Genomic DNA, 24,944 nt, shown 5'->3' with positions numbered 1-24,944 from the left:
GTGGCCAGGACTACTGGGCGACCTGGGTGATTTCGAAAGTCTTGGGCTGCTGGGCGGCGTGCGGGTGCTCTGCACCGCGGTAGACCTTGAGCTTGCCCAGCTGCTGTGCAGCGAGGGAGTTCTTGGGGAGCATGCCCTTGATGGCCTTCTCCACAGCGCGGACAGGGTTGGATTCCAGCAGCTCCGCATAGTTGACGGAGGTCAGGCCGCCCGGGTAGCCGGAGTGGCGGTATGCGCGCTTCTGCTCCAGCTTGGCGCCGGTCAGGGCTACCTTCTCAGCGTTGATGATGATGACGAAGTCGCCCATGTCCATGTGGGACGCAAAGGTGGCCTTGTGCTTGCCGCGCAGCAGGATTGCGGTCTGGCTTGCAAGACGACCAAGGACAACGTCTGTGGCGTCAATGACGTGCCACTGGCGGTTGATATCGCCGGGCTTCGGGGTGTACGTACGCACGGTGTTTGCCTCGTTCTTGTTCTGGCGTTCTTGTTTAGGTGTCACTAGCTCGTGCACCTACTGTCTGCGCGCTACCGGAACAGAGGTGAGGGCTCTATGTAACCAGTCATCCTGAAGTTCCGAATGTGCACGTTGAGTAGTCATCCTGCAACCGGATTCTCAAGCGGGCACGCACCATCGGAATAGGACACGCACAACGACTACCAAGATTAGCGCGTTAGGGGGTTCAGGGTCAAAATGGGGTAGCCGGACGGCGTCTCAGCTCCCGCCGGCATAGACGCAGGGGGTCGCGGTGGTTGCAACGGGTAGTGACGGTTCCGAGTGGCTCCTCGTCGTTGGAGCAGCACTTCTAGGGTTGATCCTCTCCCCCGCAGCTGAGATCCTCATCGCCAAATGCCTTCCAAGACTCGGCGGACTCCCCCGCCTGTCCGTCAGGATTACGACCGCGGCGGTCACCGGAATCGCATGCTTAGCTTTTACACTGCGCTTCGGAATTACCTTTGGCCTACCAGCATTCCTTTTCTTTGCGGTGGTTGGCGTGCAGCTCGCCCGCATCGACGTCTCACTCCACCTATTGCCAAACCCACTCATTTTAGTGCTTTTAGCTGGCGGTCTCCCCCTGCTTCTAGTGCCGGCAATTCTTAATCAGCATGCTGACAATCTGCTGCGAGCGTTGGCTGGAGTAGTTGTTTTGTTCGGAAGCTACCTCGTTTTGGGTCTAATTTCCCCCAAAAGCATCGGGATGGGTGACGTGAAGCTCGCAGCGCCAATCGGCCTTTACCTCGGGTACCTAGGCTGGCAGCAACTGCTTTTTGGCGGCCTCCTCGGGTTCATACTCAACGGCCTGGTCACTGTTGCACTCCTCAACAGAAAGAGCCGAAAAACAGTGACAGAGGTGGCCCACGGCCCCTCGATGCTCGGCGCCACCGCGGCCGTCACACTCTTCCTCCTTTAGCCCGTACACGATCGAGCTTGGCCTATCCCCAGCCCGCCAAAACGCTCGCTCCAAGTAGTCAACCGCGTACTCAGCTCGCCTGCTGAGTACACACGCTCTCCTTCGAGTACGTACTTTTGCTGGGCATTGAAAAAGTCGAGTACCACTACGCATTGTTGCCTCTACACCCCTAATGACAATCTCTTCTTAGCGAAGTCCAGCCGCTAAAGAATTATGGGGGCAGCTGGAAATTCGTTGAAATCAAATCAAATCCATTTCACCGAATTAAAGGAAATTACAATGACTTCACTTATGGTCTCGATGATGGCTTTCGTTGCCGGCGTCAAGGATCGTTTCTCGTCTGAAAAGGGCGCCACGGCTACGGAGTACTCGCTCCTCGTTGGGCTTATCGCCCTGGTGATTGTTGCCGGAGTGACGCTGTTCGGCGGAAACCTGAATACCTTCTTCAACGGCCTCGCAGGCAAGGTCGGCGCCTGGTGAACAGCCAGGACGACTGAAGAAAGGTCAGCATCATGTCTCGCTTCAACGCATCGCTTCACGACCTCATCATCGCTGTCCGGGCAAGGTTTTCCAGCGAAAAGGGAGCCACCGCAACTGAGTACTCACTCCTCGTGGGTCTCATCGCCCTGGTCATCGTCGCCGGCGTAACCCTTTTCGGCACAAACCTGAACACCTTCTTCAGCAGCCTCGGCACAACCGTTGGCGGCTGGTAAGTATACGAAAACCGGTGTGCCGCGCTTTATCAGCGCGGCACACCGCACTTAAAGTCCACGCTGCAACCGTCCAGGGGGACCCGTTGAAACGCAGCCATAAAACCCGGAAGCATGACGAGCGAGGCGCAGTAGCCGTCGAATTCGCCCTTGTTGCTCCGATCCTGATCGCTTTGATCATCGCGATCGTCGAGTTCTCCAACGCCTACAACGTCCAGGTGTCGGTGACTCAGGCATCCCGCGAGGCTGCCCGCACCATGGCCATCACCAAGGACGCGACAAAGGCAACTGCCGCCGGCAAAGCCGGGGCTCCTTCCATCAACTCTTCGCTACTTACCTTCGACTACACCGCGGCGACTTGCCCAGCAGCAACGCCGGCATCGACCGCCGTTGTGACTGTCAAGTACAGCGGCTCATCGTTGACAGGCTTCTTCGGATCCACACTCACAGTTACAGGCAAAGGGGCCATGCAATGTGGCGGCTAGTTAAGAAGGCAAGGGTCGCGGAAGGCGAGCGCGGAGCGGCGGGCGTAACAGTCGCCGTCATGATGCTTGTTCTCATAGGCGCAGGCGCCATGGCAGTTGACGTTGGCCAGATTTATGCTGAACGCTCGCAGCTGCAGAACGGGGCCGACGCGGGTGCCTTGGCTGTCGCCAAAAGTTGCAAAGACGGCACATGCCTTCCTGCCTTAGCTGACGGATTGGCAAACTCGAACTCCAATGATGCCGCGAGCACCGCCTCCGTAGACCTTTCCGTCCCCGGCCAGGTGACAGTGACAACGTCAACCAAGAACGGTTCATCCAGTTTCCTGACCAACCTTTTTGCAAATGCCATCAATGCCGGCCCCGTAACTGTGGGAGCCCAGGCGACGGCAGCTGTGGGTCCCCCTGGTGGCGGTTCTGGTTTCCCTCTTGCTCTATCGGACAACTGCTACAACCTGGCCTCAGGGAGCCAGACGGCAGAGGCCCAGAAAATTTCCTACAAACCCGGGGGAACGTGCACGGGACCCTCCGGTACACAGATTCCAGGTGGTTGGGGCTGGCTTGATGAAGATTCGCCCTGTGTCGCCAATACGCAAGTGGGCACCAACGACATGGGCTCCGACCCCGGTAACAATCCTCCAAGTGGCTGCGCCACCATCCTTGGCACCTGGAAGACGACTCTGCTGGCAGGGGGAGAAGTCAAGGTCGAGTTTCCCGTTTTCGACACTTCTTCAGGTACCGGTCAGGGCGGCTCCTTCCATGTCATTGGTTACGCCACCTTCAAGATATGGGGCTGGAAATTCGGCAATAACGGAGTCTACGAGTTCCGGAACACCGGCAGCGACCCCGGGATGACAAGTTCTCTGGCCTGCACGGGCGGCAACGACCGCTGCGTTATCGGTCAATTCGTCAAGTACACGGTCATTGGCTCCGGAAACTACATTCCGGGCGGCGAGGACCTCGGCACCTCGGAAATCCGACTCATCAAGTAGTTCCAACTAAGGGGAAAGTAATGAAAGCACGCCTACTGGGAGGCATCGCCGCGCTGGTTGTAGCAGTTCTAGGCACCGTACTCCTTTTCAATTACGTTCAGGGCGCCGACCGCCGCGCCCTGGCGAATACGGAAACTCAGGACGTCCTGGTTGTTAAACAGGAAGTGCCGGCGGGAACGCCGGCCAGTCAACTCTCGCAGTACGTCACCACAAAGCCGGTGCCGCGCACCGCCGTCGCGGCTGACGGCGTCCAAGATCTGGGCGCCGTAGGTTCAATGGTCACCTCAGTCGCACTCGTCCCCGGCGAGCAACTGCTCAGCAGCCGTTTGGTCGACGCAAACGCGTACCTCGGGCCATCACGGGTTGCGGTACCTGCGGGACTGCAGGAAATCACCCTCCGCCTTGGAATTGAACGAGTGGTAGGTGGCAAGATCCAGGCCGGTGACACGGTGGGCATCTTCATTTCCATGGCTGGCGCCGCTGGCGAAAACGGGACCCAGCTGACATTCCACAAGGTCTTGGTGACAGCGGTTCAGTTCAGTTCGGGGGCCGCCGCCCAGACACAGGCGCAGGCCACGCAAGCGAGCTCCACTGGTTCATTGAACGCCAACAAGGACGCGCAAACTTCCAGCGATGCCTACCTGATCACCTTGGCACGTGACGCTGTCGACACCGAGAAGCTGGTTTACGCAGCGGAGTTCGGAAAGGTCTACCTCTCCAAGGAGCCGGCTGATGCCACTGAGGGCACCAACGGTGTTGTCAATCAGACAAAGGTATTCAAATGAGCCGCTTCATATTGATCTCCCCGTCCGTTGACTACGAGCGGAAGGTCCGGGCCTCTGTTGCTCCGCTTAGCGGATCGCTGCAGTTCTTCCAGGCCGCATACCTGCCCGAATCTCCCGACGATATCCTACGGCAACAGGCTGGTGAACCGCCCGAGGTACTGATTCTGGGCCCTGGCCTACCGCAGGACGAGGCACTCAAGTTCGCCGCAGTAATGGACCTCCAGTATCCGGAAATCAGCATCGTGCTGGCCGCGGATGACGACGGCGAACTGGCCTTGAATGCCATGCGCTCCGGTATCCGGGACCTCATCCCACCCTCGGCAGATATGGATCAGGTCCGCGCCTTGGTAGAGCGGGCGAGCCTGGCAGCCGCGGGGCGCAGGCGTGGGCTCAGCCCCAATACTGCAGAGCGTCCAACTACCGAAGGCGGCCGGGTGGTGGCGGTCATGTCACCCAAGGGTGGCGTTGGCAAGACCACAATCGCCAGCAACCTCGCCATCGGTTTGGGTCAGATAGCTCCGATGAGCGTAGTGGTGGTGGACCTCGACCTTCAGTTCGGCGATATAGCAAGCGGTCTGATGCTCGACCCTGATTTCACTATCACCGATGCCGTAGTCGGAGCAGCGAGCCAGGACGCCATGGTCCTCAAGACGTATCTGTCTCTTCACCCTGGAAACATCTACGTATTGTGTGCCCCTCGCAACCCCATCGAAATGGACAGGATCACCGGAGAGCACGTAAGCCACCTCCTGCGTCAGCTGCGGGCTGAATTCCAGTATGTGGTGGTGGACACGGCCCCCGGTCTTGGCGAGCACGTCCTGGCGACCCTCGAGCAGGCTACGGACGCAGTGTGGGTTTGCGGCATGGACATACCGAGCATCCGTGGACTCAGGACGGGATTCCAGATCCTCTCGGAGCTCGACCTCCTCCCCGATAACAGGCATGTTGTCCTCAATATGGCTGACCGCAAGACCGGCCTCACCGTTCAGGACGTAGAGGCCACAATTGGCGCTCCCGTCGACATCGTGCTCCCCCGTTCGCGGACAGTTACGTTTTCAACAAACAAGGGCGTTCCTCTCCTGCAGGACGGCAGCCGTGACGCTGCAGCCAAAGGACTCCGGCACCTGGTCGAGCGCTTCAAACCAAACTGGGAAGCTCCCCGCAAGAAGCTCCACCGAAGGGCGGTAGTGCAGTGACACTCTCAAATCGATTTGCCAGGCTGCGGTCCGATGGAAGCAACTCGCCCGAAGTGAGCGAGCCAATTTCCTCGGCCCCGCAGGCCCCGACAGCTACCCTGAGCGCTTTACAGCAGGCGCAAGCGGCCGAACAGTCTCAGGTTTTGACACACGTGCAGCTCACAGAAGGAAGCGCGAGTGAAGCACTGGCAGGGCTTAAGGAGCGGGCGAGCCAGGCATTGTATGAGCGGCTCGGCTCCCGGATCACTGACTCGTCATTGGAGGAAGCTGAGCTTCATCAGTTCGTCAAGGATGAACTCAGGGCAGTGGTGGACGAAGAACAGGTCCCCCTGTCGCAGGGTGAACGCCAGCGGCTGACCCGCGAGATCATTGACGACGTGCTCGGCCACGGCCCGATGCAGCGCTATCTGGACGACCCAAGCGTCACGGAAATTATGGTGAACCGGGCGGACCAGATTTACGTGGAGCGCCACGGCCAGCTGTTCCTTACAGATACCAAGTTCACCAGCGAAGACGCCCTGCGGCGGGTCATCGAGCGCATCGTCACGCGCATTGGCCGCCGGATCGACGAATCATCGCCGCTGGTAGACGCCCGGCTCCCCGACGGTTCCCGTGTGAACGCCATCATTCCGCCGTTGGCTGTGAACGGTGCTTCCTTGACGATCCGAAAATTCTCGCGCGAAGCACTCACAGTGGAGAAGCTCATTGGTTTCGGAAGCTTGTCCCCCGAGATGGCGGAGCTCCTCAGAGCCTGTGTCCTGGCCAGGATGAACATCATCGTCTCCGGCGGTACCGGCACAGGCAAAACAACCATGCTTAATGTTTTGTCTTCGTTCATACCGGCTTCGGACCGGATCGTGACCATCGAGGACGCAGTCGAGCTGCAGCTTCAACAGGATCACGTGGTCAGGCTTGAAAGCCGGCCGGCCAACATTGAAGGGAAAGGCGAAGTTTCAATTCGCGACCTGGTCCGCAACTCGTTGCGTATGAGGCCTGACCGGATCGTCGTCGGCGAAGTCCGTGGAGGTGAGTCGCTGGACATGCTTCAAGCGATGAACACCGGTCACGACGGCTCGATCTCAACTGTTCACGCCAATTCACCGCGAGATGCTGTAGCCCGTTTGGAAACTCTCGTGCTGATGGCCGGTATGGATCTTCCTCTGCGGGCTATCCGGGAGCAGATTGCTTCCGCCGTGAATCTGATCGTGCATATTTCTCGGCTTCGCGACGGATCCCGACGGGTAACACACGTGACCGAGGTACAGGGGATGGAAGGGGACATCGTCACACTGCAAGATGCCTTTGTCTTCGACTACTCAGCCGGCATCGACGCCAACGGTCGCTTCATGGGAAAGCCAATACCCACAGGAGTCCGGCCTCGATTCACCGACAGGTTCGAGGAACTCGGCATCAAGATTTCTCCGGCCGTGTTCGGTGGCCAGGCAGTCAGGAGCAGGTGATGACCGTACCAGAGGACTCAGTTGCACCCATGCTGTTGGGAGTGCTGTTGCTTTTCGCAGCGGTCATCCTCCTATTCACAGTGGTCCTCAAATCCAAGCACGTAATCCCGATGGAGAGGCGCCGCCCGGACGTCGCGGCGGCGGCCTCCAAGCTAACCCTTCTCACCGATACTGCTGTCGGCGCGATCAACAAAAAGTTGAAAGGGAAGAATGACTTCCTTGTCAGTCGGGAACGGCTTGAGCGTGCCGGGCTGAAGGCCCAGCCGGCCGACTTCCTCTTGATGATGGGGGCTGGCTCGCTGGTCGGCGCCGTGCTGGCATTCATGTTGGGCGGCCTTTTCTTCGCAGTCCTGGCGTTTGCGGTCGTTCCCGGGGGCATGCTCGCCTATCTCACCGTCTTGACATCCAGACGAAAGAGCAAGTTCGACGAACAGTTGCCCGATACGCTGCAGATGCTCACCGGCAGCATGCGTGCCGGTCACAGCCTCCTCAGGGCCATTGACGCTTCAGCACGCGAATCTGATGCACCGATGTCCGAGGAGCTGAGCCGAATCGTCAACGAGACCAGGATCGGCCGGGACCTTGGCGAATCCATGCTGGACGTGTCTGCGCGCACTGGCAGTGAGGACTTCTCCTGGATTTCACAAGCGATCGAGATCCACCGTGAAGTCGGCGGAGACCTGGCGGAGGTATTGGATCACGTTGGCGAGACGATTCGAGACCGCAACCAAATTAGACGGCAAGTAAAAGCTTTGAGCGCTGAAGGCAAAATGTCTGCCGCGGTCCTCATGGGCCTTCCAGTAGTGCTCTTCTTCGCGTTGATCTTTATCAATCCCTCGTACTCGAAGACTTTTACGAGCACTGTGCCCGGTTATCTGATGTTGGGGGCCGCCGCTGTCATGCTGACCGCCGGGGGTTTCTGGCTCAGCCGTCTGATCAAACCTAAGTACTAGGAGCAATGACATGTCACCGATAGCACTAGGCGCGATGCTGGCAATCGTTATTCCCATCTCCTATTTGGTTTGGTCCGTGTTCGCTGTCGACAGGGTTGCCATTCGCAACATCCAGGCAAACTTGGGACAAAGGGCCAGGAACGCGTCCCAGCAGGGCGTGTCTATAGATGCGAGCGCCATCGCCCGCAAAATCACTCCAGTGGGTTACGTCGCTTGGCTGGACAAGCAGCTTGCGGCGGTGGGGCGGCCGAAAGAGTGGCCGCTGGAGCGCCTCCTGGTGGTCAAACCGATGTTGGCGCTGGGAGCAGCGGCCTTCGGATTGTTCTTCTTCCTCGCATCCCCGGAACCAGCTCGCTTTGCCATTCTCCTCGCCGCAATTGCGTTCGGCTACTTCGCGCCGGATCTCCTGGTTCGAACCAATGCCGAGAAAAGAAGGGCCAAGATCAGGCAGGAACTGCCCAACACCCTGGATCAAATGCTGATTTCCGTACAGGCCGGTTTGGGGTTCGAGGCCGCGATGGCCCGCACGGCGCAGAATGGAAGCGGGCCGCTTGCGGACGAAATGACCCGGACTTTGCAGGATATGCAAGTTGGACGTTCCCGGAAGGAGGCCTACCTGTCGATGTCTGACCGTGTTGATGTCCCGGACCTGCGATCTTTCATCCGGGCGATTGTTCAGGCAGACGCGTACGGCATTGCGATCGCTAAAGTTCTGAAGGTTCAAGCCCACGAGATGCGACTTAAGCGCCGTCAGCGAGCGGAGGAACATGCCATGAAGATTCCGGTAAAGATCCTTTTTCCGCTCATCTTCTTCATCTTCCCGACCCTCTTCATCATCTTGCTGGGGCCGGCAGTCATGAACATCGTTGCAGCATTCTCCTAGGAGGATTCGTGAAATATCTGACGCGGCTTCTGGCAGGCGCTTCTGCAGTACTTACCGCCTTCCACAACCAGGAACGCGGTGCCACCGCCACTGAATACAGCATTCTGGCCGGCTTCATTGCCATTGTCATTGTTGCCGGCGTGGGTGTCTTCGGTGTCGCGCTAAACTCCTTTTTCGGTTTTCTCTCCACCGGCATCACCACGGCACTAGGCATCCCCTAGCCGTCCCATGCCTCTCGCGCCTACTCGGCGCCCCAAAGACCGGACCCCCTCGGCACCCAGAACCGAGGGGGTCCGTTTGTGTGCCCGCGGTAGTTCGAATCGCAGTGTTAGCGCAGCAAAAGCCAAGCGAAAACGCAGGAAAAGAACACCCCGAAAAGCCTTTGCGCAGGATGCTCCAAGATACCGGCAGAACCCGTTTTCTGATTGCTAACTTCGTATCAGAGCTGGTGCAGGGCCAGCCAATCCGTCTCGCTCAGGAGTACAAAATGCTTTCTCTCATTGCCACGCTTCAGACCCTCGGCTTCAACCTCAAGAACCGCTTGAGCGACGAGAAGGGCGCCACTGCCGTGGAATACGGCATCATGGTGGGCCTTATCGCCGTCGTCATCATTGTCGCAGTCAGCACCTTGGGCGGCACTCTCGATGGCTTCTTCGACACCATCAACAACACGCTGAAGCCTGCAGCAGGCTAGCACCGGACCCGTCCGGTTCCGGACCCCATATCGGAACCGCACCGCCTCCTCCAAGAGGCGCAAAACGAGACATTGAAGAGGGAGGTGCAGCAGGTGTCACACGATTCGGAGCGCGGCGCGGCCGCCGTCGAATTCGCGATCCTGCTGCCCCTCCTCTTGATGCTTGTTCTGGGCACCATCGAATTCGGCCGAGCTTACAACGCCCAGGTCACCCTCACCAACGCAGCAAGGGACGGCGCCCGGGTCATGGCTATTTCCGGTAGTCAGACAGCCGCAAGGTCGGCTGCGAAAAACGCAGCAGCCTCTCTCAATCCCGGGTTGCAGGACACCAACATACAGTTCGGCACAGCGTGCCCCTCAATGATTCCCGCGGGGACCAGCCCGCAGACCAGCTTCACCATCAGCTACACGCTGACCACCATCACCGGCATCGCCGGTCCCTTCGCCATGACAGGCAAGGGAGTCATGTTATGTGGCGGCTGAAGACAGACAAGGCAGGGCGGGAGCACGGCGCCGTCTCAGTCCTCGTCGCAATCCTTCTGGTAACTCTCCTGGGTTTCGTGGCCGTCGCCGTCGACGTCGGAGTCATTTACTCAGAACGCGCACAACTCCAGAATGGAGCTGACGCGGCCGCCGTCGCAGTCGCGCAGAAATGCGCGCGGAACGCTGCAGATGCGGATTGCGTTACGACGTCGAGCCTCGCGACCAGCCTCGCCAACCAGAACGCCCTGGACGGCATGAGCAAGGTGTTCAGCATCGAACTGGACAAGACGGCACGAAAGGTCAGCGTCACCACCACTGCCAAGGAAGCCGGGGGCAAGGACAACTCAGTTTCCCTCTTCTTCGCCAAGGCGATCGGCATCCCAACCAAGGAAGTCGGCGCCCGTTCGTCCGCCGCGTGGGGAACTCCGTCCAAAGGACCCATTATCCTGCCGTTGGCCATCGCTCACTGCAAATTGAACATTCCTGCCGGGGGCGTCAAGGGCCCCGAGCAGGTGCTGGAGCAATCAGTGAACGGATGTGGTGGAATACCTGGCGGATTCGGCTGGATCCAGACCACTTCAGCAAAATGCTCCATAACCGCCACAGCGGGCGTATCTACCAACTCGGGCATCTGGTTCGCCAGTGACACAGGAGCAAGCGTCCCCTCAACGTGCGCCGCAGCTGATTTCACGCAGATGAACGACCAGACCGTCCTCCTGCCCTTGTACGACATAGCTACGGGAACCGGCTCCAGCGGCAAGTACTACATCAAAGGCTTCGCAGCGTTCCACGTCACCGGATACCACTTCGCATCCATCAGCTGGACAACCGGGACGGCTGTGGCCAACAAGGCCATCAGGGGTTACTTCGTGAAGTTCGTTTCCCTGGCCGAAGGTTTTGAACTTGGCAGCACCCCGGATTACGGGGCTTCGATTGCCCGCCTTACCCTCTGATCACCCCGAACCACCCTCAACCAGGAGTTGAAAGTGAAGTCTCGCCTGCTCGCCGGTACGGCCGCCGTTGCCCTGGCGCTTGTGGGGGCTGTCCTCATCATCTTCTACGCGCAAGGCGCAGATCAGCGCGCCCTGCGAACACTCGATACGGTGGATGTGCTCGTCGTCAAAAAAGCCGCCCCAGCAGGGACCCCAGTCAACGACCTCGCAGCATCATTGTCCACCGAAAAAGTTCCCGCCGCTGGCGTTTCAAAAAGCGCCTTGAGGAACCTGGACGACAAAGCGGGCACAGTCGCCGCCGTCGACCTTATTCCGGGTGAACAGCTCCTTGCCGAACGGCTTGTGCCTCCTACAGATGCCACCGACCAAGGTGCCGTCAAGGTTCCGGCCGGCTTCCAGGAAGTTTCCTTCCAGCTCGAGCCGCAGCGTGTGGCAGGCGGTCGAATTAGCCCAGGGGACCACGTGGGCATCGCCCTCAGCTTCAAGGATGGTGCCTACAAACCCAACACCGTGGCTGAAACCACGCAGCTTACGCTCCGCAAAGTCCTGGTGACCGTTGTTCAAAGTGCTGCGAGCGCGGAGAAGCCCGCCGAAGGCGAGTCCCAGGATACTGCCCTCCCCCAGGGCGCCTTTATGATCACCGTCGCCGTGAATGACCTCGACGCCAACAAGATCATTTTCGCGTCCGAGTTCGGCAGCCTCTGGCTCACCAAGGAACCCCTGGACGCCCAGGACAACGGGCCCAAGATCGAACGCAAGGAAGTGGTGTACAAGTGAGCCGCTTCGTCCTGCTCTCCCCCAACGGAGACTTCGACCAGAAGCTGCGCGCCGCCGTCGCCAACGGCCTGCGCGGCTCCGTCCAGACCATCGCGTCGGACATCCTCCCGGCCGGTCCGCACGAACTCTTCGCCCTCCTCAACCAGGAACAGCCCGAAGTCCTCATCATCGGACCGGACGTGCCCTACGAAGAAGCTCTGCGCTTCGCCAAGGTCTTCGACGTCCAGGTCCCCGGCCTCAGCCTGGTGCTGGTCAGCGACGTGGATCCCGCGCACCTCCTCAATGCCATGCGCGCCGGCATCCGGGACATCCTCAGCCCGCAGGCGGACGCCGCAGAAATCCGGGTCCTGCTCGAACGGGCCTGCCAGTCCTTCGCCACCCGGCACCGCGGCCCCGAAAGCAACCAGGAAACCAACGGCAAGGGCCTGGTGATCGGCGTCTTCTCCCCCAAAGGCGGCGTCGGCAAAACCACGCTGGCCACGAACATCGCCATCGGCCTGGGGCAGATCGCGCCCATGAGCGTGGTCATCGTTGACCTGGACCTCCAGTTCGGCGACGTCGCCTCCGGCCTCTACCTCAACCCCCAGCACACCGTCACGGATGCCGTCACGCCCGCAGCAGCCCAGGACTCCCTGGTCCTCAAGGCCTTCCTCACCGTGCACCCGGCCGGCATTTACGCCCTCTGCGCTCCCCCCAATCCGGTGGACGCGGACCACATCACCCCGGAACAGGTCAGCCGCCTGGTTGAACAGCTCTCCCACGAATTCCAGTACGTGGTCCTGGACACCGCCCCCGGCATGCCCGAAATCGGCCTCGCCGCGATGGAGCAATGCACCGACGTGGTCTGGGTCAGCGCCATGGACATCCCCAGCCTGCGCGGCCTCCGCTCCGGCCTCGAGGTGCTCCGCCAACTCGAGATCATGCCCGAATCACGCCATGTGGTCCTGAACATGGCAGACCCCAAGGCAGGGCTTAACGTCCGCGACGTCGAATCCACCATCGGCGCGCCCGTGGACGTCAGCGTCCCCCGGTCCCGCGCCGTGGCACTGTCCACCAACCGCGGCATCCCCGTCCTCCAGGAATCCAAAAAGGATCCCGCCGTGAAAAGTCTCCGCCAGCTCGTGGAGAGGTTCAACCCAGCCTGGCGTGCCCAGGCCCAGCGCAAACTTCACCGAAGGGTGGTCATCTGATGAAGCTCTCCGAACGGATCAGCGCTGTCCAGGACCGCGCCCAGGCGAGCGGCAGCAACGTTGCCGTGCTCGAGCCGCCGCGTCCCGCCGTCGTGCCCCCCTCCCAAGACGGCGGGGTGCGGCACACCCCGGCCCAGCAGGCTCCCCTGACGCCAACGTACGACGCCGGCACGCCCTCAGTGCCCAAGGCACCGAGCGTGGATGTCTTCGCAGCCATGAAGTTTCGCGCGGCCAGCGCCCTTTTCGAGAAGATGGGGACGCGCTTCAATGACGCGGCTGTCACCGAGAAGGAGCTGCGGGCCACCGCCAAGGAGGAACTGACCCGGATCATTGACGCCGAGCAGGTACCCCTCACTCCGGAGGAGCGCACCCGTCTCGTCCAGGATGTGGCTGATGACGTTTTAGGCTTCGGACCGCTCCAGCGCCTGCTGGACGATCCCGCCGTCACGGAAATCATGGTCAACCGCATGGACCAGATCTATGTGGAGCGCAAAGGAAAGCTCACGCTCACCGAGTCCCGGTTCAGCTCAGAGGAGCACCTGCGCAAGGTCATTGAGCGCATCGTCTCCAAGGTGGGCCGCCGCATTGACGAGTCCTCCCCGCTGGTGGATGCGCGATTGGAGGACGGCTCGCGTGTCAACGCCGTGATCCCGCCGCTGGCAGTGGGCGGCTCGTCGCTGACCATCCGAAAGTTCAGCAAGACCCCGTTGACGGTCCGGAACCTGATCGACTTCGGAACCCTGACCCCGGAGATGGCCGAGCTGCTCAACGCCTGCGTCAAGGCCAAGCTCAACATCATCGTGTCCGGCGGTACGGGAACCGGCAAGACTACCCTGCTCAACGTGTTGTCCTCCTTCCTCCCGTCCGATGAACGGATCGTCACCATCGAGGACGCCGTGGAACTCCAGATCCAGCAGCAGCACGTGGTCCGTCTCGAAAGCAGGCCGCCGAACACCGAGGGCAAGGGTGCCGTAACCATCCGCGAACTTCTGCGCAACTCCCTGCGTATGCGCCCGGACCGGATTGTGGTGGGTGAGGTCCGTGGCGGGGAATCGCTGGACATGCTCCAGGCCATGAACACCGGCCACGACGGCTCCCTGTCCACCGTGCACTCCAACTCGCCCCGCGACGCCGTTGCCCGGCTCGAAACGCTGGTCCTGATGGCCGGGATGGACCTGCCGCTGCGGGCCATCCGCGAGCAGATCGCCTCGGCCGTCAACCTCATCGTCCAGATCTCCAGGCTCCGCGACGGCTCACGCCGCATCACGCACGTCACCGAAGTCCAGGGCATGGAAGGGGACATCGTGACCCTCCAGGACGCATTCGTCTTCGACTACTCCGCCGGAGTGGACGCCCATGGCCGCTTCCTCGGCAAACCCGTTGCCACCGGAATCCGGCCCCGGTTCATCGACCGGTTCGAGGACCTGGGCATCCACGTCTCCCCCAGCGTCTTCGCCGGCCCCCAAAATCCCGCAACCCAAACACCCGGAAGATAGGCACAGCCGTGATCCTCGCTGTTGGAGCAGTCATCCTGCTGCTGGCCGTCAGCCTGCTAGGCGTGTCGGTGCTGCTGCCGAGCACGCCGGACGTGCCGCTCGACCGCCGCCGTCCCTTTGAGCCCGAGCCGCCGTCATCGATCTCCCGCCTGGCGCTCTCCGGCGTCCGGTCCTTCGAACGGCTCCTGCACGGAAGGAACATCACCCTCTTCTCGCGGGCGAAACTCGAAGACGCCGGGCTTCGGCTGAGCCAGGCGGAGTTCTTCCTGCTGGTGGGAATCGGGGCATGCGTTGGCATGCTGGTGGGTGTGGTCACCGTCGGACCACTGGTGGGAATCCTGCTGGCTCTTCTGGCACCCTTCGTGGGGAAATTGGTCCTGGGATTCCTCGCCGGAAAACGCCGTGCCGCGTTCGACAGCCAGCTCGGCGACACCCTCCAGCTCCTCTCGGGAGGCCTCCGGGCCGGCCACAGTATTTTGCGCGCCATCGATGCAGCCGGCGCCGAGTCCCAGAAGCCGACGTCGGAAGAGATGCGTCGGGTGATTACCGAAACCAGCCTGGGCCGGGACCTGCTGGCTGCCCTCAACGACACCGCTGACCGGATGAAGAACGAGGACTTCGTCTGGATTTCCCAAGCCATCCAGATCAACCGCGAGGTGGGCGGCAACCTGGCGGACGTCCTGGACCAGGTAAACGAAACCATCCGCGAGCGCGCCGAAATCAAGGGACACATCAAGGCTTTGGCGGCTGAGGGCAAGTTCTCTGCCTACATCCTCATTGCCATGCCCTTCGGCATCGTGGCCATGCTGCTGGCCGTCAGCCCGAACTACATGAACTCCATGTTCACCCATCCCCTGGGCTGGGTGATGATCGGTGCATCGTTTGTCCTCATGACCATCGGCGCACTCTGGATGCGCAAGATCATCGACCTGAAGTTTTGAGGACGCCATGAACCTGATAGTTCTCCTCTCCGTCCTGCTGGTCTGCGTCCCCGTGGCCGGCCTCGCCTGGTCCGCCCTCACGGTGGACAGGCAGGGCCGCATGGCGGTCAGCGATCTGCTGTCCCGCGGGGCCGCACCGCTGGCGGCCGCTCCCGCCGCCAAACCGGGCCTGCTCGAAGGCATCGGCCGCCGGCTCACCCCTCCTGCCTATGTCGCGTTCCTTGACCGCTTGTTGGCCCTGGCCGGCAGGCCCGTGTCCATGCCACTGGGGAAAGTTCTGGGGTCCAAGCTCGGCATCGGGGCGGCGGGCGTTGCCGCCGGTATCTATCTGAGCTCGGTGGGCAGCACGCCCCTGATGAAGCTGGCGGGGCTGTTCCTGCTGTTCCTGGGCTACTTCATCCCGGACCTGCTGCTCTACAGCAAGGGGCTGGAGCGCCAGAAGGTCATTCAGCTGGAACTGGCCAACACCCTGGACCAAATGCTGATCTCTGTTGAGGCAGGGCTGGGCTTTGAGGGTGCCATGGCCCGCGCCGGCGACAACGGCAAAGGACCCCTGGCCGAGGAACTGGTACGGACGCTGCAGGACATGCAGGTGGGCCGCAGCCGCCGCGAGTCCTACCTCGCCCTGGCCGAGCGGACCAACATACCGGAGCTGCGCAGCTTTGTGCAGGCAGTGGTGCAGGCGGACACTTACGGCATCGCGATCAGCAGGGTGCTGCGGGTGCAGGCGAAAGTGATGCGGGTAAAACGCCGCCAGCGCGCCGAGGAAAAGGCCATGAAACTTCCGGTGATGATCCTGTTCCCGCTGTTGTTCTTCATTTTCCCGGTGCTGTTCATCGCAATTCTCGGACCGGCCGTCATCAATACCATCGCGACATTCAGCGGACAATAGGGGCCCCAGAACCAGGCCCAAGGATCCCTCAAGGTTTACACAGGATCACCCGAAATAGGACAACCATCGAATTGCAGGAAGTAGCCTTGAAGAATGCAAAGTCCAGATCCCGGCTCCAGCGACAGGAGCACAGCTGCGGAGCCACCGCGGCCCGGGATCACAGCACTTACCGGTTCCGTCCTCTCACAGGAAGCGGCCGGGCTCTTGCCCCTCGTTGACGCCGCCGTACTCGAGGAGCTCGAAGACGAACTGGCCGGCTCCGGGCTCGCCCAAAGGTTCGCCCGCGACTACGCGGCCATGTGGGACCAGCGCTGCGCGCGGCTGGCCGCCGCGGTCCACAGCCAGGACAGTGAATCCGCCCTGGACGCCGCCATCAGCCTGAAGATCAGCTCAGCCATGGTGGGCGGAGTGCGGCTGGCAAAACTTGCGGAGCTGCTGGAGACGCTCATCCGGCAGGGTGACTTCGGCCAAGGACAGGTCCTGATGGCGCGGGTTGCCCAGGACGGGGTCCAAACAGTGTCCGAGCTCCAATCCACGTACATTCTCAAGAACGGCTGAACGGCACCAAGTCAGCCCTGCGCCGCGTCCTGCCTGCTGGGGGCCAGTCGGTACCCCACGCCGCGGACAGTCTGCAGCCAGCGGGGTGCAACGGGGTCTTCTTTCAGCTTTCGCCGCAAGTTGCCGATGTGGACTTCAACAGCCCGCTCGTCGGCCTCGCTGATGTAGGTATCTTCCTCGTAGAAGTCGCCGCGGACTGCCCGCACCAGGTCTTGGCGCGTGCAGACTGCCCCGCCGCCGCGCAGGAGCACGTGCAGCAGGTCGAACTCGCTGCGGGTGAGGCCAAGCGGTTCCCCCTTGATTTCCACGGTGCGCGTGCGGTGGTTCAGCTCCAGGCCATTATGGTGCAGCACTGCCGCGTCATCGGGACGGGCTGCCGCTGCGGGCGCGGCTCCCCACCCCGCCAACGCGGGCTTTTCCCCGGTGATCTCATGCCGGGGCCTGCGCATCATTGCCGATACGCGGGCCCGCAGCTCCCGCGGCCGGAACGGCTTGGCAATGTAGTCATCGGCGCCGGCATTGAGGGCGGACAACAGGTCCGGCTCCTCAGTGCGGCCAGTGAGCATCACTATGTAAGCGTTACTGAAGTTGCGGATGCGCCGCAACACCTCGAGGCCGTCGATGTCCGGCAGCCCGATGTCCAGCGTCACCACGTTAGCCTGCTTCATACGGACCACTTCCACGCCGGCCCGTCCGTCAACTGCTGTATGCACCTCGAAGCCGGCCTGGCTCAACACTCCTTCCAGGAGGTTTCGCACATCGGCATCGTCTTCGATAACTACAGCCACACCAAGATCGTCCATTGATATCCCTGCGCCAGGCGGTCATGGCCCCCCATTGGCCCAGCGCCAATGCCATTCCCACTCCAACCCTTTATACGCTACAAGGAACCGAGGCTGATGACACCTGTTTCAACATGGCATTTGAAAAGTCAATTATTATGACAGAACATGTGGATTACGAGTCAGAGAGGATGTGTGCCAAGGTGCCTTACAGGAATTTGTATGCACCTGCGCCCGAAAGTCCTATTATCGTCCGGCATGGCCCAGGCATAGTTAATGGCTGACCGTCTCTTTCCCCGCCGATCCGCACGGATTTTCCAGCGGCTCGGGCCCCGCTCGCAAGTGGCTCTGTGCCAGCTGCCCCTGACCCTGATCGTCGCCGCCCTCGCCGTAGCCACGCCCTTTGCCTGGCCCACGCTGCTGCACAGCCCGATGTATCTGGCCGGGATCATCCTTTCCGGCGCACTTTTCCTCGGTTGCCTCCTGGTCCCATGGGAGCGGCTGGCGCACCGCCCCTACCTGCTGATTCCCATCCTGGACTTCGTCTCCATCGGCCTGCTCCGGAACGGCGCCGCTCCGCTGCTCCCAGGGTTGGCCGTCCTGGCTGTATTCCCGGTGATCTGGCTTTCCGCCTCGGGGATGCTCACCCGCAGCAGCCTGGTCCTGAGCTTTTTTGGTCCCATGTTCATCATGGTCCCCACCCTCGCCGGACGGTTCCCAAACCTGACCGCCTCGGACATCACCAGTACGTTCCTCTTTCCCCTCATGACGCTCGCGGTGTCCCTGGCCATCAGGTTCGCGAGTGCGCACGTCCGCCTGCAGCAGCGTGAGCTGGCGGAGAAGGACAGGGAACTGCGCGAACTTCTGCGGGCGAGCAGGGAGCGCGAAAAGCTGCTCGAGACAGTCCTGGACGCCACCGACGTCGGAATCGCCGCCGTGGACCGGTCAGGCCACTTCCTGGTGTCCAACAGCCGGCAGCGGAACTTCCGCCAGGCCACCCGCGCTGACGACACCGTTCCCGGGCAGGGCCACCAGCTGATCTTCGGACCGGACCGGCGGACCCTGCTGCCTCCGGGAAAGCGGCCCATCAGCCGGGCCATCGCCGGTGAATCCTTCGCCGACTACCTGGTGTGGGCCGGGGACGGAGCTGACCAGCGCGCAGTGTCCACGGCCGCCCGCCCGCTGGTGAATGAGGACGGCCAGCTTACCGGCGCCGTCGTCGTCTACACCGACGTGACCGGCTGGGTGGAGTCGCTGGCGGCCAACCATGAGCTGGTCTCCAACGTGACCCACGAGTTCAAAACGCCGCTGAACTCCATCATCGGCAACGTTGACCTGGTGCTCGACAACGACGCAGCCTTGCCGCCGCAGGTGGCCCAGCGCCTCGTGGTGGTGCAGCGGAACGCCGAGCGGCTGCTGGCACTGGTGGCTGACCTGTCGGCGTCGGCGTCGGCGGCTCTCAATGTCCACCCGAAGCGGACAGACCTGGCGAGCCTCGTGGAAACCACCATCGGCTCAGCCCAGGCCCAGGCCGAGCTGGCCAACATCCATCTGTCAGCGGACGTTCCCTCGCCCCTGTGGGCCTACGCGGATCCGCTCCGGATCGGCCAGGCACTGGACAACCTGGTATCAAACGCCATCAAGTACTCCCCCGGCGGCGGCAACGTCCGTATCAGCGCCCGCAGCACCAGGGAGTGGGTGCAGCTCAGCGTCAGCGACACCGGCATGGGCATCAGCAACGAGGACAGGGAGAGGGTCTTCAAGCGCTTCTTCCGGACCGATTCCGCCCGGGACGCGGCCATCAGCGGCGCCGGGCTCGGCCTGTCGATCACCAAAATGATTGTGGAACGCCACGGCGGGCAGATCACCTGCGTCAGCGGGGAGGGACAAGGCAGCACGTTCACCCTGACCCTGCCGGCCGAGGGCCCGCCGCCGTCCTTCTAGTACTCCCGTAGCGCCCGGGTGAGCTCGGCGCGGGCCAGGAGCTCGTCGTCGGACGGGTAGGCCACTTCCTCGAGCACCAGCGGGTGCGGGGCTGCCAGCACGGACTTGGCATCGCGTTTCTGCGCCAGCAGCCGCTCATGCAACCAGCCCGGCTCCTCCACGCCCTCGCCCACATACAGGGCGGAGCCGATCAGGGCGCGCACCATATTGTGGCAGAAGGCGTCCGCCTGGACGGTGGCCACAATGACGCCGTCTTCCCCGCGCGCGAATTCAAAACTCTGCAACTCACGGATGGTGGTGGCGCCCTCCCGCGGCTTGCAGAAAGACAGGAAGTTCTGGAGCCCCAGCAGCTTCGAGGCGCCCTCGTTCAGCAGCGACACGTCCAACGGGTTTTTATGCCACAGCGTGGAGTACCGGCCCAGCGGATCCCAGAGCGCAGGCCCGTCCGCGATGCGGTAGCTGTAGCGGCGCCAGAGCGCCGAGAACCGGGCGTCAAAACCTTCCGGCGCCAGCGAGATGCGGTGCACCTCCACTGCCCCGGTCAGATCGCCGAGGATGCGGCTGAGGGCGCCGCGGATCCTTCGGAGCATGGCGACGGCGGGATCCAGTTCGTGCCCTCGCGGCAGTCCCTGCCACTCGGCTTCCGTGAGGTCCAGGTGGACCACCTGGCCCCGGGCGTGCACGCCGGCGTCGGTGCGTCCGGCGACCGTCACTCGGATGGGGCGCCGGATCAGAAGCTGCAGGGCCTCTTCAAGGGCGCCCTGGACGGTCCGCAGGCCCGGCTGCAGGGCCCACCCGCTGAAGGGGCCGCCGTCGTACGACAAATCCAGCCGGACACGCAAAAACCCGCCGCCCCCCAATACGGGGGCCGCGGGTTTTTGGTCGTTCATAGACTCAAGTCTATGCGAAGAAAATCAGCGAATTACTTCGCGTCCTTCTCTTCGGCTGCCGGAGCTTCAGCTTCCTCAGCGGCCGGAGCCTCTTCGGTAGCAGCCTCTTCGGTTGCAGCTTCTTCAGCGGCCGGAGCCTCCGTAGCTTCATCAGCAGCAGGAGTCTCGGCGACCTCAGCCTCGGGAGCTTCCTCGGCGGCCGGAGCAGCCTTCTCTGCGTCGCGCTTGGCAGCCGCGGTAGCCTCGGCTACAACAGCCTGCTTGGCGGAAACCGGCTCGAGAACCAGTTCGATGACAGCCATGGGAGCGTTGTCACCCTTGCGGTTGCCGATCTTGGTGATGCGGGTGTAGCCGCCGTCGCGGTTCTCCACTGCCTGGGCAATATCGGTGAACAGCTCGTGGACGACGCCCTTGTTGCTGATCAGGCCGAGGACCCGGCGGCGGGAAGCGAGGTCGCCACGCTTGGCGAAAGTCACCAGGCGCTCTGCGTACGGCTTCAGGCGCTTGGCCTTGGTCACCGTGGTGGTGATCCGCTTGTGCTCGAACAGGGATGCTGCCAGGTTCGCGAGCATGAGGCGCTCGTGAGCCGGGCCGCCTCCGAGGCGCGGACCCTTAGTGGGGGTAGGCATAATTGTTTCTCCTCAAATGGAAGCCGTGGGCCCTGCACACCATGGTGCCTGCCCGCCGGCCAGGTCTGGTTTAGAGTTCGTCGTCGCCGAAGGCGGCGTCGTCCTCTTCGATTGCTGCGGCGCGTGCTGCGAGGTCAAAACCGGGAGGCGAGTCCTTGAGGGACAGGCCCAGTTCAACCAGCTTTGCCTTGACCTCGTCAATGGACTTTGCACCGAAGTTGCGGATGTCCATCAGGTCAGCCTCGGAGCGGGCAACGAGTTCACCCACGGTGTGGATGCCCTCACGCTTGAGGCAGTTGTAGGAACGGACGGTGAGGTCCAGATCCTCGATCGGCAGTGCCATGTCGGCTGCCAGGGCAGCGTCGGTGGGCGACGGGCCGATCTCGATACCTTCAGCTGCGGTGTTCAGCTCACGTGCCAGACCGAAGAGCTCCACCAGGGTGGTGCCTGCGGAAGCAACAGCATCGCGCGGGGCGATGGCCTGCTTGGTCTCGACGTCGACAATCAGCTTGTCGAAGTCGGTGCGCTGCTCAACACGGGTTGCTTCCACGCGGAAAGTAACCTTCAGCACCGGCGAGTAGATGGAGTCGACCGGGATACGGCCGATCTCTGCGTCGCCGGACTTGTTCTGAGCTGCCGAAACGTAGCCGCGGCCGCGCTCGATGGTCAGTTCGAGTTCGAACTTGCCCTTCGAGTTCAGCGTGGCGATGTGCAGATCCGGGTTGTGGAATTCGACGCCGGCCGGCGGAGCGATGTCCGCGGCGGTGACGACTCCGGGGCCCTGCTTGCGCAGGTAAGCAACAACCGGCTCATCGTGCTCGGAGGAGACCGACAGGCTCTTGATGTTCAGGATGATCTCAGTGACATCTTCCTTGACACCCGGAACCGTGGTGAACTCGTGCAGCACGCCATCGATCCGGATGCTGGTTACGGCAGCACCGGGGATGGAGGAGAGCAGGGTACGGCGGAGGGAGTTTCCGAGGGTGTAGCCGAAGCCCGGTTCCAGCGGTTCAATGATGAAACGCGAACGGTTTTCGGAGACTACCTCTTCGGAGAGGGTGGGGCGCTGTGCAATGAGCACTTAGGTTTCCTTTCGGCGAGCATCCGCTATATGACGCAACACAGGTGGTGGAAATTCGGTCTGAAGACTTAACGCGCTGGGCTTGCCCGGGCCATCGATGGTCCGGGCAAGCTCAAACGGCGCTGGAAGCCTTAGACGCGGCGGCGCTTCGGCGGACGGCAGCCGTTGTGGGCGGCGGGGGTGACGTCCTGGATGGAGCCAACCTCGAGGCCTGCGGCCTGCAGCGAACGGATCGCGGTTTCGCGTCCCGAGCCCGGGCCCTTCACGAAAACGTCAACCTTGCGCATGCCGTGCTCCTGGGCGCGCTTTGCAGCAGCCTCGGCAGCCATCTGGGCAGCGAACGGGGTGGACTTACGCGAGCCCTTGAAGCCAACCTCACCTGAGGAAGCCCAAGAGATAACAGCGCCGGACGGATCCGTGATGGAAACGATGGTGTTGTTAAACGTGCTCTTGATGTGCGCCTGGCCAAGCGCGATATTCTTCTTGTCCTTCTTACGCGGCTTGCGAACCGCGCCACGAGTCTTCGGGGGCATTATTTCTCCTACAGAAAGTTATTGGGGGAAAGTCCATAAATCCCGGGCGGGGATTTTAACGGGCCTTCTTCTTGCCGGCGACGGTGCGCTTCGGGCCCTTGCGGGTACGTGCGTTCGTCTTCGTACGCTGACCGCGTACGGGCAGGCCCTTGCGGTGGCGCAGGCCTTCGTAGCTGCCGATTTCAACCTTGCGGCGGATATCTGCTGCTACTTCGCGGCGAAGGTCACCCTCAACCTTGTAGTTGCCTTCAATGTAGTCACGCAGCTCAACCAGCTGGGCATCAGTCAGGTCCTTGACGCGAACGTCAGCGCTGATGCCAGTGGCAGCCAGGGTTTCGTGTGCACGGGTCTTGCCCACGCCGTAGATGTAAGTAAGCGCAATTTCCAGCCGCTTTTCGCGGGGAATGTCTACGCCAGCGAGACGAGCCATAGTGGCAGTACTCCTTGATAAACCGGAGGTCGTAGGCAGTACACCCGCATGTTCCATGCGGCCCCAGCCTCCGACCGGGGGTTAGCTGTCCGGGCTCCATACGTCCCAGATCAGCTTGTGCTGCCTTTATTTACTTGCGTGGGTTAGCAACCCAGGAATTCCCGATGAAGGGAATTAGCCCTGGCGCTGCTTGTGGCGCGGGTTCTCGCAGATCACCATGACCCGGCCATTACGGCGGATCACTTTGCACTTTTCGCAGATCTGCTTGACGCTCGGCTTGACCTTCATGGCATTCCTTTGCGTGTAACAGTTGGTCAACTGGAACGGCGTTCAGTTCACACTGAGGCCGCCCAGCAATTTACTTGTAGCGGTAGACGATACGACCACGGGTGAGGTCGTACGGGCTCAGCTCCACCACTACGCGGTCCTCAGGGAGAATCCTGATGTAGTGCTGACGCATCTTTCCAGAGATGTGTGCCAGTACGATGTGCTTGTTGGTGAGCTCAACGCGAAACATCGCGTTAGGCAGCGCCTCAGTCACAACGCCTTCGATCTCAATGACCCCGTCCTTCTTGGCCATACCCTCCGCTAACTGTTGTTGCCGCAGTCCCGCCGGATTGCACCGGGCATGACCACGAACGTTTTTGTTGGATCGATTGTCAGCTTCAGGCCCCAAAAGGGCGTGGCAGTCCAGACAACCAACAAACAACACTACTCTGTATCGCCGTAAAAGTTAAATCGGCCATAGTAACCTACCCGGTGCCGTACACACCATAATCCCCCGCCGGAGTGCTCACGGCCCGGGCGCTGGCCACGCCGTCGAGGATGGCCAAACGGACGACGTCGGCTGCCGCACTTTGCAGCGTGATGAGGCTGATCTGCCGGGCAGCTTCGTCGCTGCGGTCAAGTGCCACAGCTTGGGTGGAAAGGCAGAAGACCGTGTCCCCATCACCAAGCGTGTGACTCGGATTGAGCGCCCTAGCAATCCCGGCATGCGAAGCCGAAGCAGTCCGCTTGCACTCGGCCACATCCAGAACTGCGTTCGTGGCGACGACGACAAGCGTGGTGTTCAGCGGGGCGCCGTTGCTGGGTTCCGCCCCATCAGCCGAAGCCCTCGGCGTGCTCGCTCGTTCCTCGCTTAGACGCACGCTGCCGGGCTCCGCCTGCTGGGTCGTCGTGTCGAGCGGGAGCCCAAGCGCGTTGACTATGGCAATTGCTCCGACAACAACGCCGTTTTCGAGCGTGACCGATGCCGTACCTACTCCGCCTTTGTATGTCCGGGCGATGACTGCTCCGGTGCCCGCGCCCAAGTTGCCGCGTCCGACGTCGTGCCCGTCCTTCTCCGCAGCAGCGGCGGCGGTTGCCGCGTAGCCCATGTCCGCCGTCGGTCGCGCTGAAAAGTCGCCTCCGCGGCCCAGGTCGAAGATCGCCGCCGCCGGGACGATGGGCACCACTCCCCCGGGGACGGGGAACCCGCGGCCGTTCTCCTCGCACCACAGCTGGGCGCCGGTTGCCGAAGCCAGCCCGTACGCGCTGCCGCCGGTGAGGACCACGGCGTGAACAGCGCTGACCAGGGTGGTGGGGTCGAGCGCGTCCGTTTCGTGGGTGGCCGGTCCGCCGCCCTGGACGTCAACTGATCCGATGGTGCCTGGCGGCGGCAGGACCACCGTAACCCCGGTCAGCCAGCCGTCGTCGGTCTTCTGTACGTGGCCAACCCGGATCCCGGGCACATCGGTGATTGCTCCCATGGCACCCATTGTTCCCCCTCCCCCAACTGAGTAGCGGGGCGGGGGGGGGTGTG

General features: G+C 62.0%; 31 protein-coding genes. 21 read left to right on the top strand and 10 right to left on the bottom strand.

All coding sequences use genetic code 11. The features are described from left to right. Window positions 1-10: 10 nt before the first annotated feature. Complete coding sequence (gene rplM, locus FNL14_RS03140; protein ID WP_015937805.1) at window positions 11-454, bottom strand: 50S ribosomal protein L13; 444 nt, start codon at window positions 452-454, stop codon at window positions 11-13. A gap of 292 nt (window positions 455-746) precedes the next feature. Between rplM and FNL14_RS03135 the strand changes: the two genes are divergently transcribed. The 20 genes from FNL14_RS03135 (at window position 747) to FNL14_RS03040 (ending at window position 16,854) form a co-directional block, all read left to right on the top strand. Next, window positions 747-1,409 carry a prepilin peptidase gene (locus tag FNL14_RS03135; protein WP_142057547.1) on the top strand — a complete coding sequence of 221 codons (663 nt, stop codon included), beginning with the start codon at window positions 747-749 and terminating at the stop codon, window positions 1,407-1,409. 279 nt (window positions 1,410-1,688) lie between these two features. After that, window positions 1,689-1,889: a Flp family type IVb pilin gene (locus tag FNL14_RS03130; protein WP_045729605.1), complete on the top strand. Its 201-nt coding sequence runs from the start codon at window positions 1,689-1,691 to the stop codon at window positions 1,887-1,889. Window positions 1,890-1,921: 32 nt separating this feature from the next. Continuing rightward, window positions 1,922-2,122, top strand: a complete 201-nt coding sequence (locus tag FNL14_RS03125) for a Flp family type IVb pilin (protein ID WP_142057545.1) — start codon at window positions 1,922-1,924, stop codon at window positions 2,120-2,122. 83 nt (window positions 2,123-2,205) lie between these two features. Then, a complete protein-coding gene (locus FNL14_RS03120; RefSeq protein WP_142057543.1) occupies window positions 2,206-2,604 on the top strand; it encodes a TadE/TadG family type IV pilus assembly protein in 399 nt (132 codons plus the stop codon). Then, entirely contained in the window at window positions 2,592-3,593 is a 1,002-nt protein-coding gene (locus tag FNL14_RS03115; RefSeq protein WP_142057541.1) for a TadE/TadG family type IV pilus assembly protein, read from the top strand. Before FNL14_RS03120 ends, FNL14_RS03115 begins: the two co-directional genes overlap by 13 nt. A gap of 20 nt (window positions 3,594-3,613) precedes the next feature. Further along, window positions 3,614-4,378 (top strand): Flp pilus assembly protein CpaB, encoded by a 765-nt coding sequence (locus FNL14_RS03110; RefSeq protein WP_142057539.1) that lies wholly within the window; start codon window positions 3,614-3,616, stop codon window positions 4,376-4,378. Beyond that, window positions 4,375-5,574 (top strand): AAA family ATPase, encoded by a 1,200-nt coding sequence (locus FNL14_RS03105; RefSeq protein WP_142057537.1) that lies wholly within the window; start codon window positions 4,375-4,377, stop codon window positions 5,572-5,574. Before FNL14_RS03110 ends, FNL14_RS03105 begins: the two co-directional genes overlap by 4 nt. Window positions 5,575-5,717: 143 nt before the next feature. Next, window positions 5,718-7,034: a CpaF family protein gene (locus FNL14_RS03100; RefSeq protein WP_370455792.1), complete on the top strand. Its 1,317-nt coding sequence runs from the start codon at window positions 5,718-5,720 to the stop codon at window positions 7,032-7,034. Continuing rightward, on the top strand, window positions 7,034-7,987 hold the full coding sequence (locus tag FNL14_RS03095) for a type II secretion system F family protein (RefSeq protein ID WP_142057535.1): 954 nt from the start codon (window positions 7,034-7,036) through the stop codon (window positions 7,985-7,987). The genes FNL14_RS03100 and FNL14_RS03095 overlap by 1 nt, the downstream gene beginning before the upstream one ends. Before the next feature lie 10 nt (window positions 7,988-7,997). Further along, window positions 7,998-8,870: a type II secretion system F family protein gene (locus tag FNL14_RS03090; RefSeq protein ID WP_142057533.1), complete on the top strand. Its 873-nt coding sequence runs from the start codon at window positions 7,998-8,000 to the stop codon at window positions 8,868-8,870. Window positions 8,871-8,878: 8 nt separating this feature from the next. After that, on the top strand, window positions 8,879-9,091 hold the full coding sequence (locus FNL14_RS03085; RefSeq protein ID WP_142057531.1) for a Flp family type IVb pilin: 213 nt from the start codon (window positions 8,879-8,881) through the stop codon (window positions 9,089-9,091). Window positions 9,092-9,357: 266 nt separating this feature from the next. After that, window positions 9,358-9,564, top strand: a complete 207-nt coding sequence (locus FNL14_RS03080; RefSeq protein WP_142057529.1) for a Flp family type IVb pilin — start codon at window positions 9,358-9,360, stop codon at window positions 9,562-9,564. Between the two features lie 93 nt (window positions 9,565-9,657). Beyond that, on the top strand, window positions 9,658-10,047 hold the full coding sequence (locus FNL14_RS03075) for a TadE family protein (protein ID WP_142057527.1): 390 nt from the start codon (window positions 9,658-9,660) through the stop codon (window positions 10,045-10,047). Beyond that, window positions 10,035-11,000 (top strand): pilus assembly protein TadG-related protein, encoded by a 966-nt coding sequence (locus tag FNL14_RS03070; RefSeq protein WP_142057525.1) that lies wholly within the window; start codon window positions 10,035-10,037, stop codon window positions 10,998-11,000. Before FNL14_RS03075 ends, FNL14_RS03070 begins: the two co-directional genes overlap by 13 nt. 33 nt (window positions 11,001-11,033) lie before the next feature. Then, window positions 11,034-11,777: a Flp pilus assembly protein CpaB gene (cpaB, locus tag FNL14_RS03065; protein WP_142057523.1), complete on the top strand. Its 744-nt coding sequence runs from the start codon at window positions 11,034-11,036 to the stop codon at window positions 11,775-11,777. Further along, window positions 11,774-12,967 carry an AAA family ATPase gene (locus FNL14_RS03060; RefSeq protein WP_091415099.1) on the top strand — a complete coding sequence of 398 codons (1,194 nt, stop codon included), beginning with the start codon at window positions 11,774-11,776 and terminating at the stop codon, window positions 12,965-12,967. Before cpaB ends, FNL14_RS03060 begins: the two co-directional genes overlap by 4 nt. Further along, complete coding sequence (locus FNL14_RS03055) at window positions 12,967-14,463, top strand: CpaF family protein (protein WP_142057521.1); 1,497 nt, start codon at window positions 12,967-12,969, stop codon at window positions 14,461-14,463. The genes FNL14_RS03060 and FNL14_RS03055 overlap by 1 nt, the downstream gene beginning before the upstream one ends. Before the next feature lie 8 nt (window positions 14,464-14,471). Then, the gene (locus FNL14_RS03050; RefSeq protein WP_142057519.1) at window positions 14,472-15,404 is read left to right on the top strand and encodes a type II secretion system F family protein; all 933 of its coding nucleotides are present in this window, start codon (window positions 14,472-14,474) and stop codon (window positions 15,402-15,404) included. A 7-nt stretch (window positions 15,405-15,411) separates the two neighbouring features. Continuing rightward, entirely contained in the window at window positions 15,412-16,296 is an 885-nt protein-coding gene (locus FNL14_RS03045) for a type II secretion system F family protein (protein ID WP_142057517.1), read from the top strand. Between the two features lie 93 nt (window positions 16,297-16,389). Continuing rightward, window positions 16,390-16,854 carry an Hpt domain-containing protein gene (locus FNL14_RS03040; protein WP_091415090.1) on the top strand — a complete coding sequence of 155 codons (465 nt, stop codon included), beginning with the start codon at window positions 16,390-16,392 and terminating at the stop codon, window positions 16,852-16,854. Window positions 16,855-16,865: 11 nt separating this feature from the next. On the opposite strand, the gene FNL14_RS03035 is transcribed toward FNL14_RS03040, so the two are convergent. Next, complete coding sequence (locus tag FNL14_RS03035) at window positions 16,866-17,657, bottom strand: response regulator transcription factor (protein ID WP_142057515.1); 792 nt, start codon at window positions 17,655-17,657, stop codon at window positions 16,866-16,868. A 255-nt stretch (window positions 17,658-17,912) separates the two neighbouring features. Between FNL14_RS03035 and FNL14_RS03030 the strand changes: the two genes are divergently transcribed. Next, a complete protein-coding gene (locus tag FNL14_RS03030) occupies window positions 17,913-19,580 on the top strand; it encodes a cell wall metabolism sensor histidine kinase WalK (RefSeq protein ID WP_142057513.1) in 1,668 nt (555 codons plus the stop codon). On the opposite strand, the gene FNL14_RS03025 is transcribed toward FNL14_RS03030, so the two are convergent. The 8 genes from FNL14_RS03025 to FNL14_RS02990 form a co-directional block, all read right to left on the bottom strand. Beyond that, entirely contained in the window at window positions 19,577-20,470 is an 894-nt protein-coding gene (locus tag FNL14_RS03025; RefSeq protein WP_181762525.1) for a tRNA pseudouridine(38-40) synthase TruA, read from the bottom strand. The two genes, FNL14_RS03030 and FNL14_RS03025, sit on opposite strands and share 4 nt — an antisense overlap. Before the next feature lie 32 nt (window positions 20,471-20,502). After that, window positions 20,503-21,099 (bottom strand): 50S ribosomal protein L17, encoded by a 597-nt coding sequence (gene rplQ, locus FNL14_RS03020; protein ID WP_142057511.1) that lies wholly within the window; start codon window positions 21,097-21,099, stop codon window positions 20,503-20,505. Window positions 21,100-21,169: 70 nt separating this feature from the next. Further along, complete coding sequence (locus tag FNL14_RS03015; protein ID WP_013601812.1) at window positions 21,170-22,180, bottom strand: DNA-directed RNA polymerase subunit alpha; 1,011 nt, start codon at window positions 22,178-22,180, stop codon at window positions 21,170-21,172. Window positions 22,181-22,311: 131 nt separating this feature from the next. Continuing rightward, window positions 22,312-22,713 carry a 30S ribosomal protein S11 gene (gene rpsK, locus FNL14_RS03010; protein WP_018760435.1) on the bottom strand — a complete coding sequence of 134 codons (402 nt, stop codon included), beginning with the start codon at window positions 22,711-22,713 and terminating at the stop codon, window positions 22,312-22,314. Window positions 22,714-22,768: 55 nt separating this feature from the next. Next, the gene (gene rpsM / locus FNL14_RS03005) at window positions 22,769-23,143 is read right to left on the bottom strand and encodes a 30S ribosomal protein S13 (protein ID WP_003803743.1); all 375 of its coding nucleotides are present in this window, start codon (window positions 23,141-23,143) and stop codon (window positions 22,769-22,771) included. 174 nt (window positions 23,144-23,317) lie between these two features. Then, entirely contained in the window at window positions 23,318-23,431 is a 114-nt protein-coding gene (rpmJ, locus tag FNL14_RS03000; protein WP_009358722.1) for a 50S ribosomal protein L36, read from the bottom strand. Between the two features lie 70 nt (window positions 23,432-23,501). Further along, window positions 23,502-23,723 carry a translation initiation factor IF-1 gene (gene infA, locus FNL14_RS02995; protein ID WP_009358723.1) on the bottom strand — a complete coding sequence of 74 codons (222 nt, stop codon included), beginning with the start codon at window positions 23,721-23,723 and terminating at the stop codon, window positions 23,502-23,504. Window positions 23,724-23,895: 172 nt separating this feature from the next. Then, window positions 23,896-24,891 (bottom strand): P1 family peptidase, encoded by a 996-nt coding sequence (locus FNL14_RS02990; protein ID WP_142057509.1) that lies wholly within the window; start codon window positions 24,889-24,891, stop codon window positions 23,896-23,898. Window positions 24,892-24,944 lie beyond the last annotated feature (53 nt).

This window comes from Pseudarthrobacter sp. B4EP4b (genome assembly GCF_006680095.1).
Classification (GTDB): Bacteria; Actinomycetota; Actinomycetes; order Actinomycetales; family Micrococcaceae; genus Arthrobacter.
Note: the sequence above shows the minus strand (reverse complement) of the source record. Positions and strands in the feature narration are given on the sequence as shown.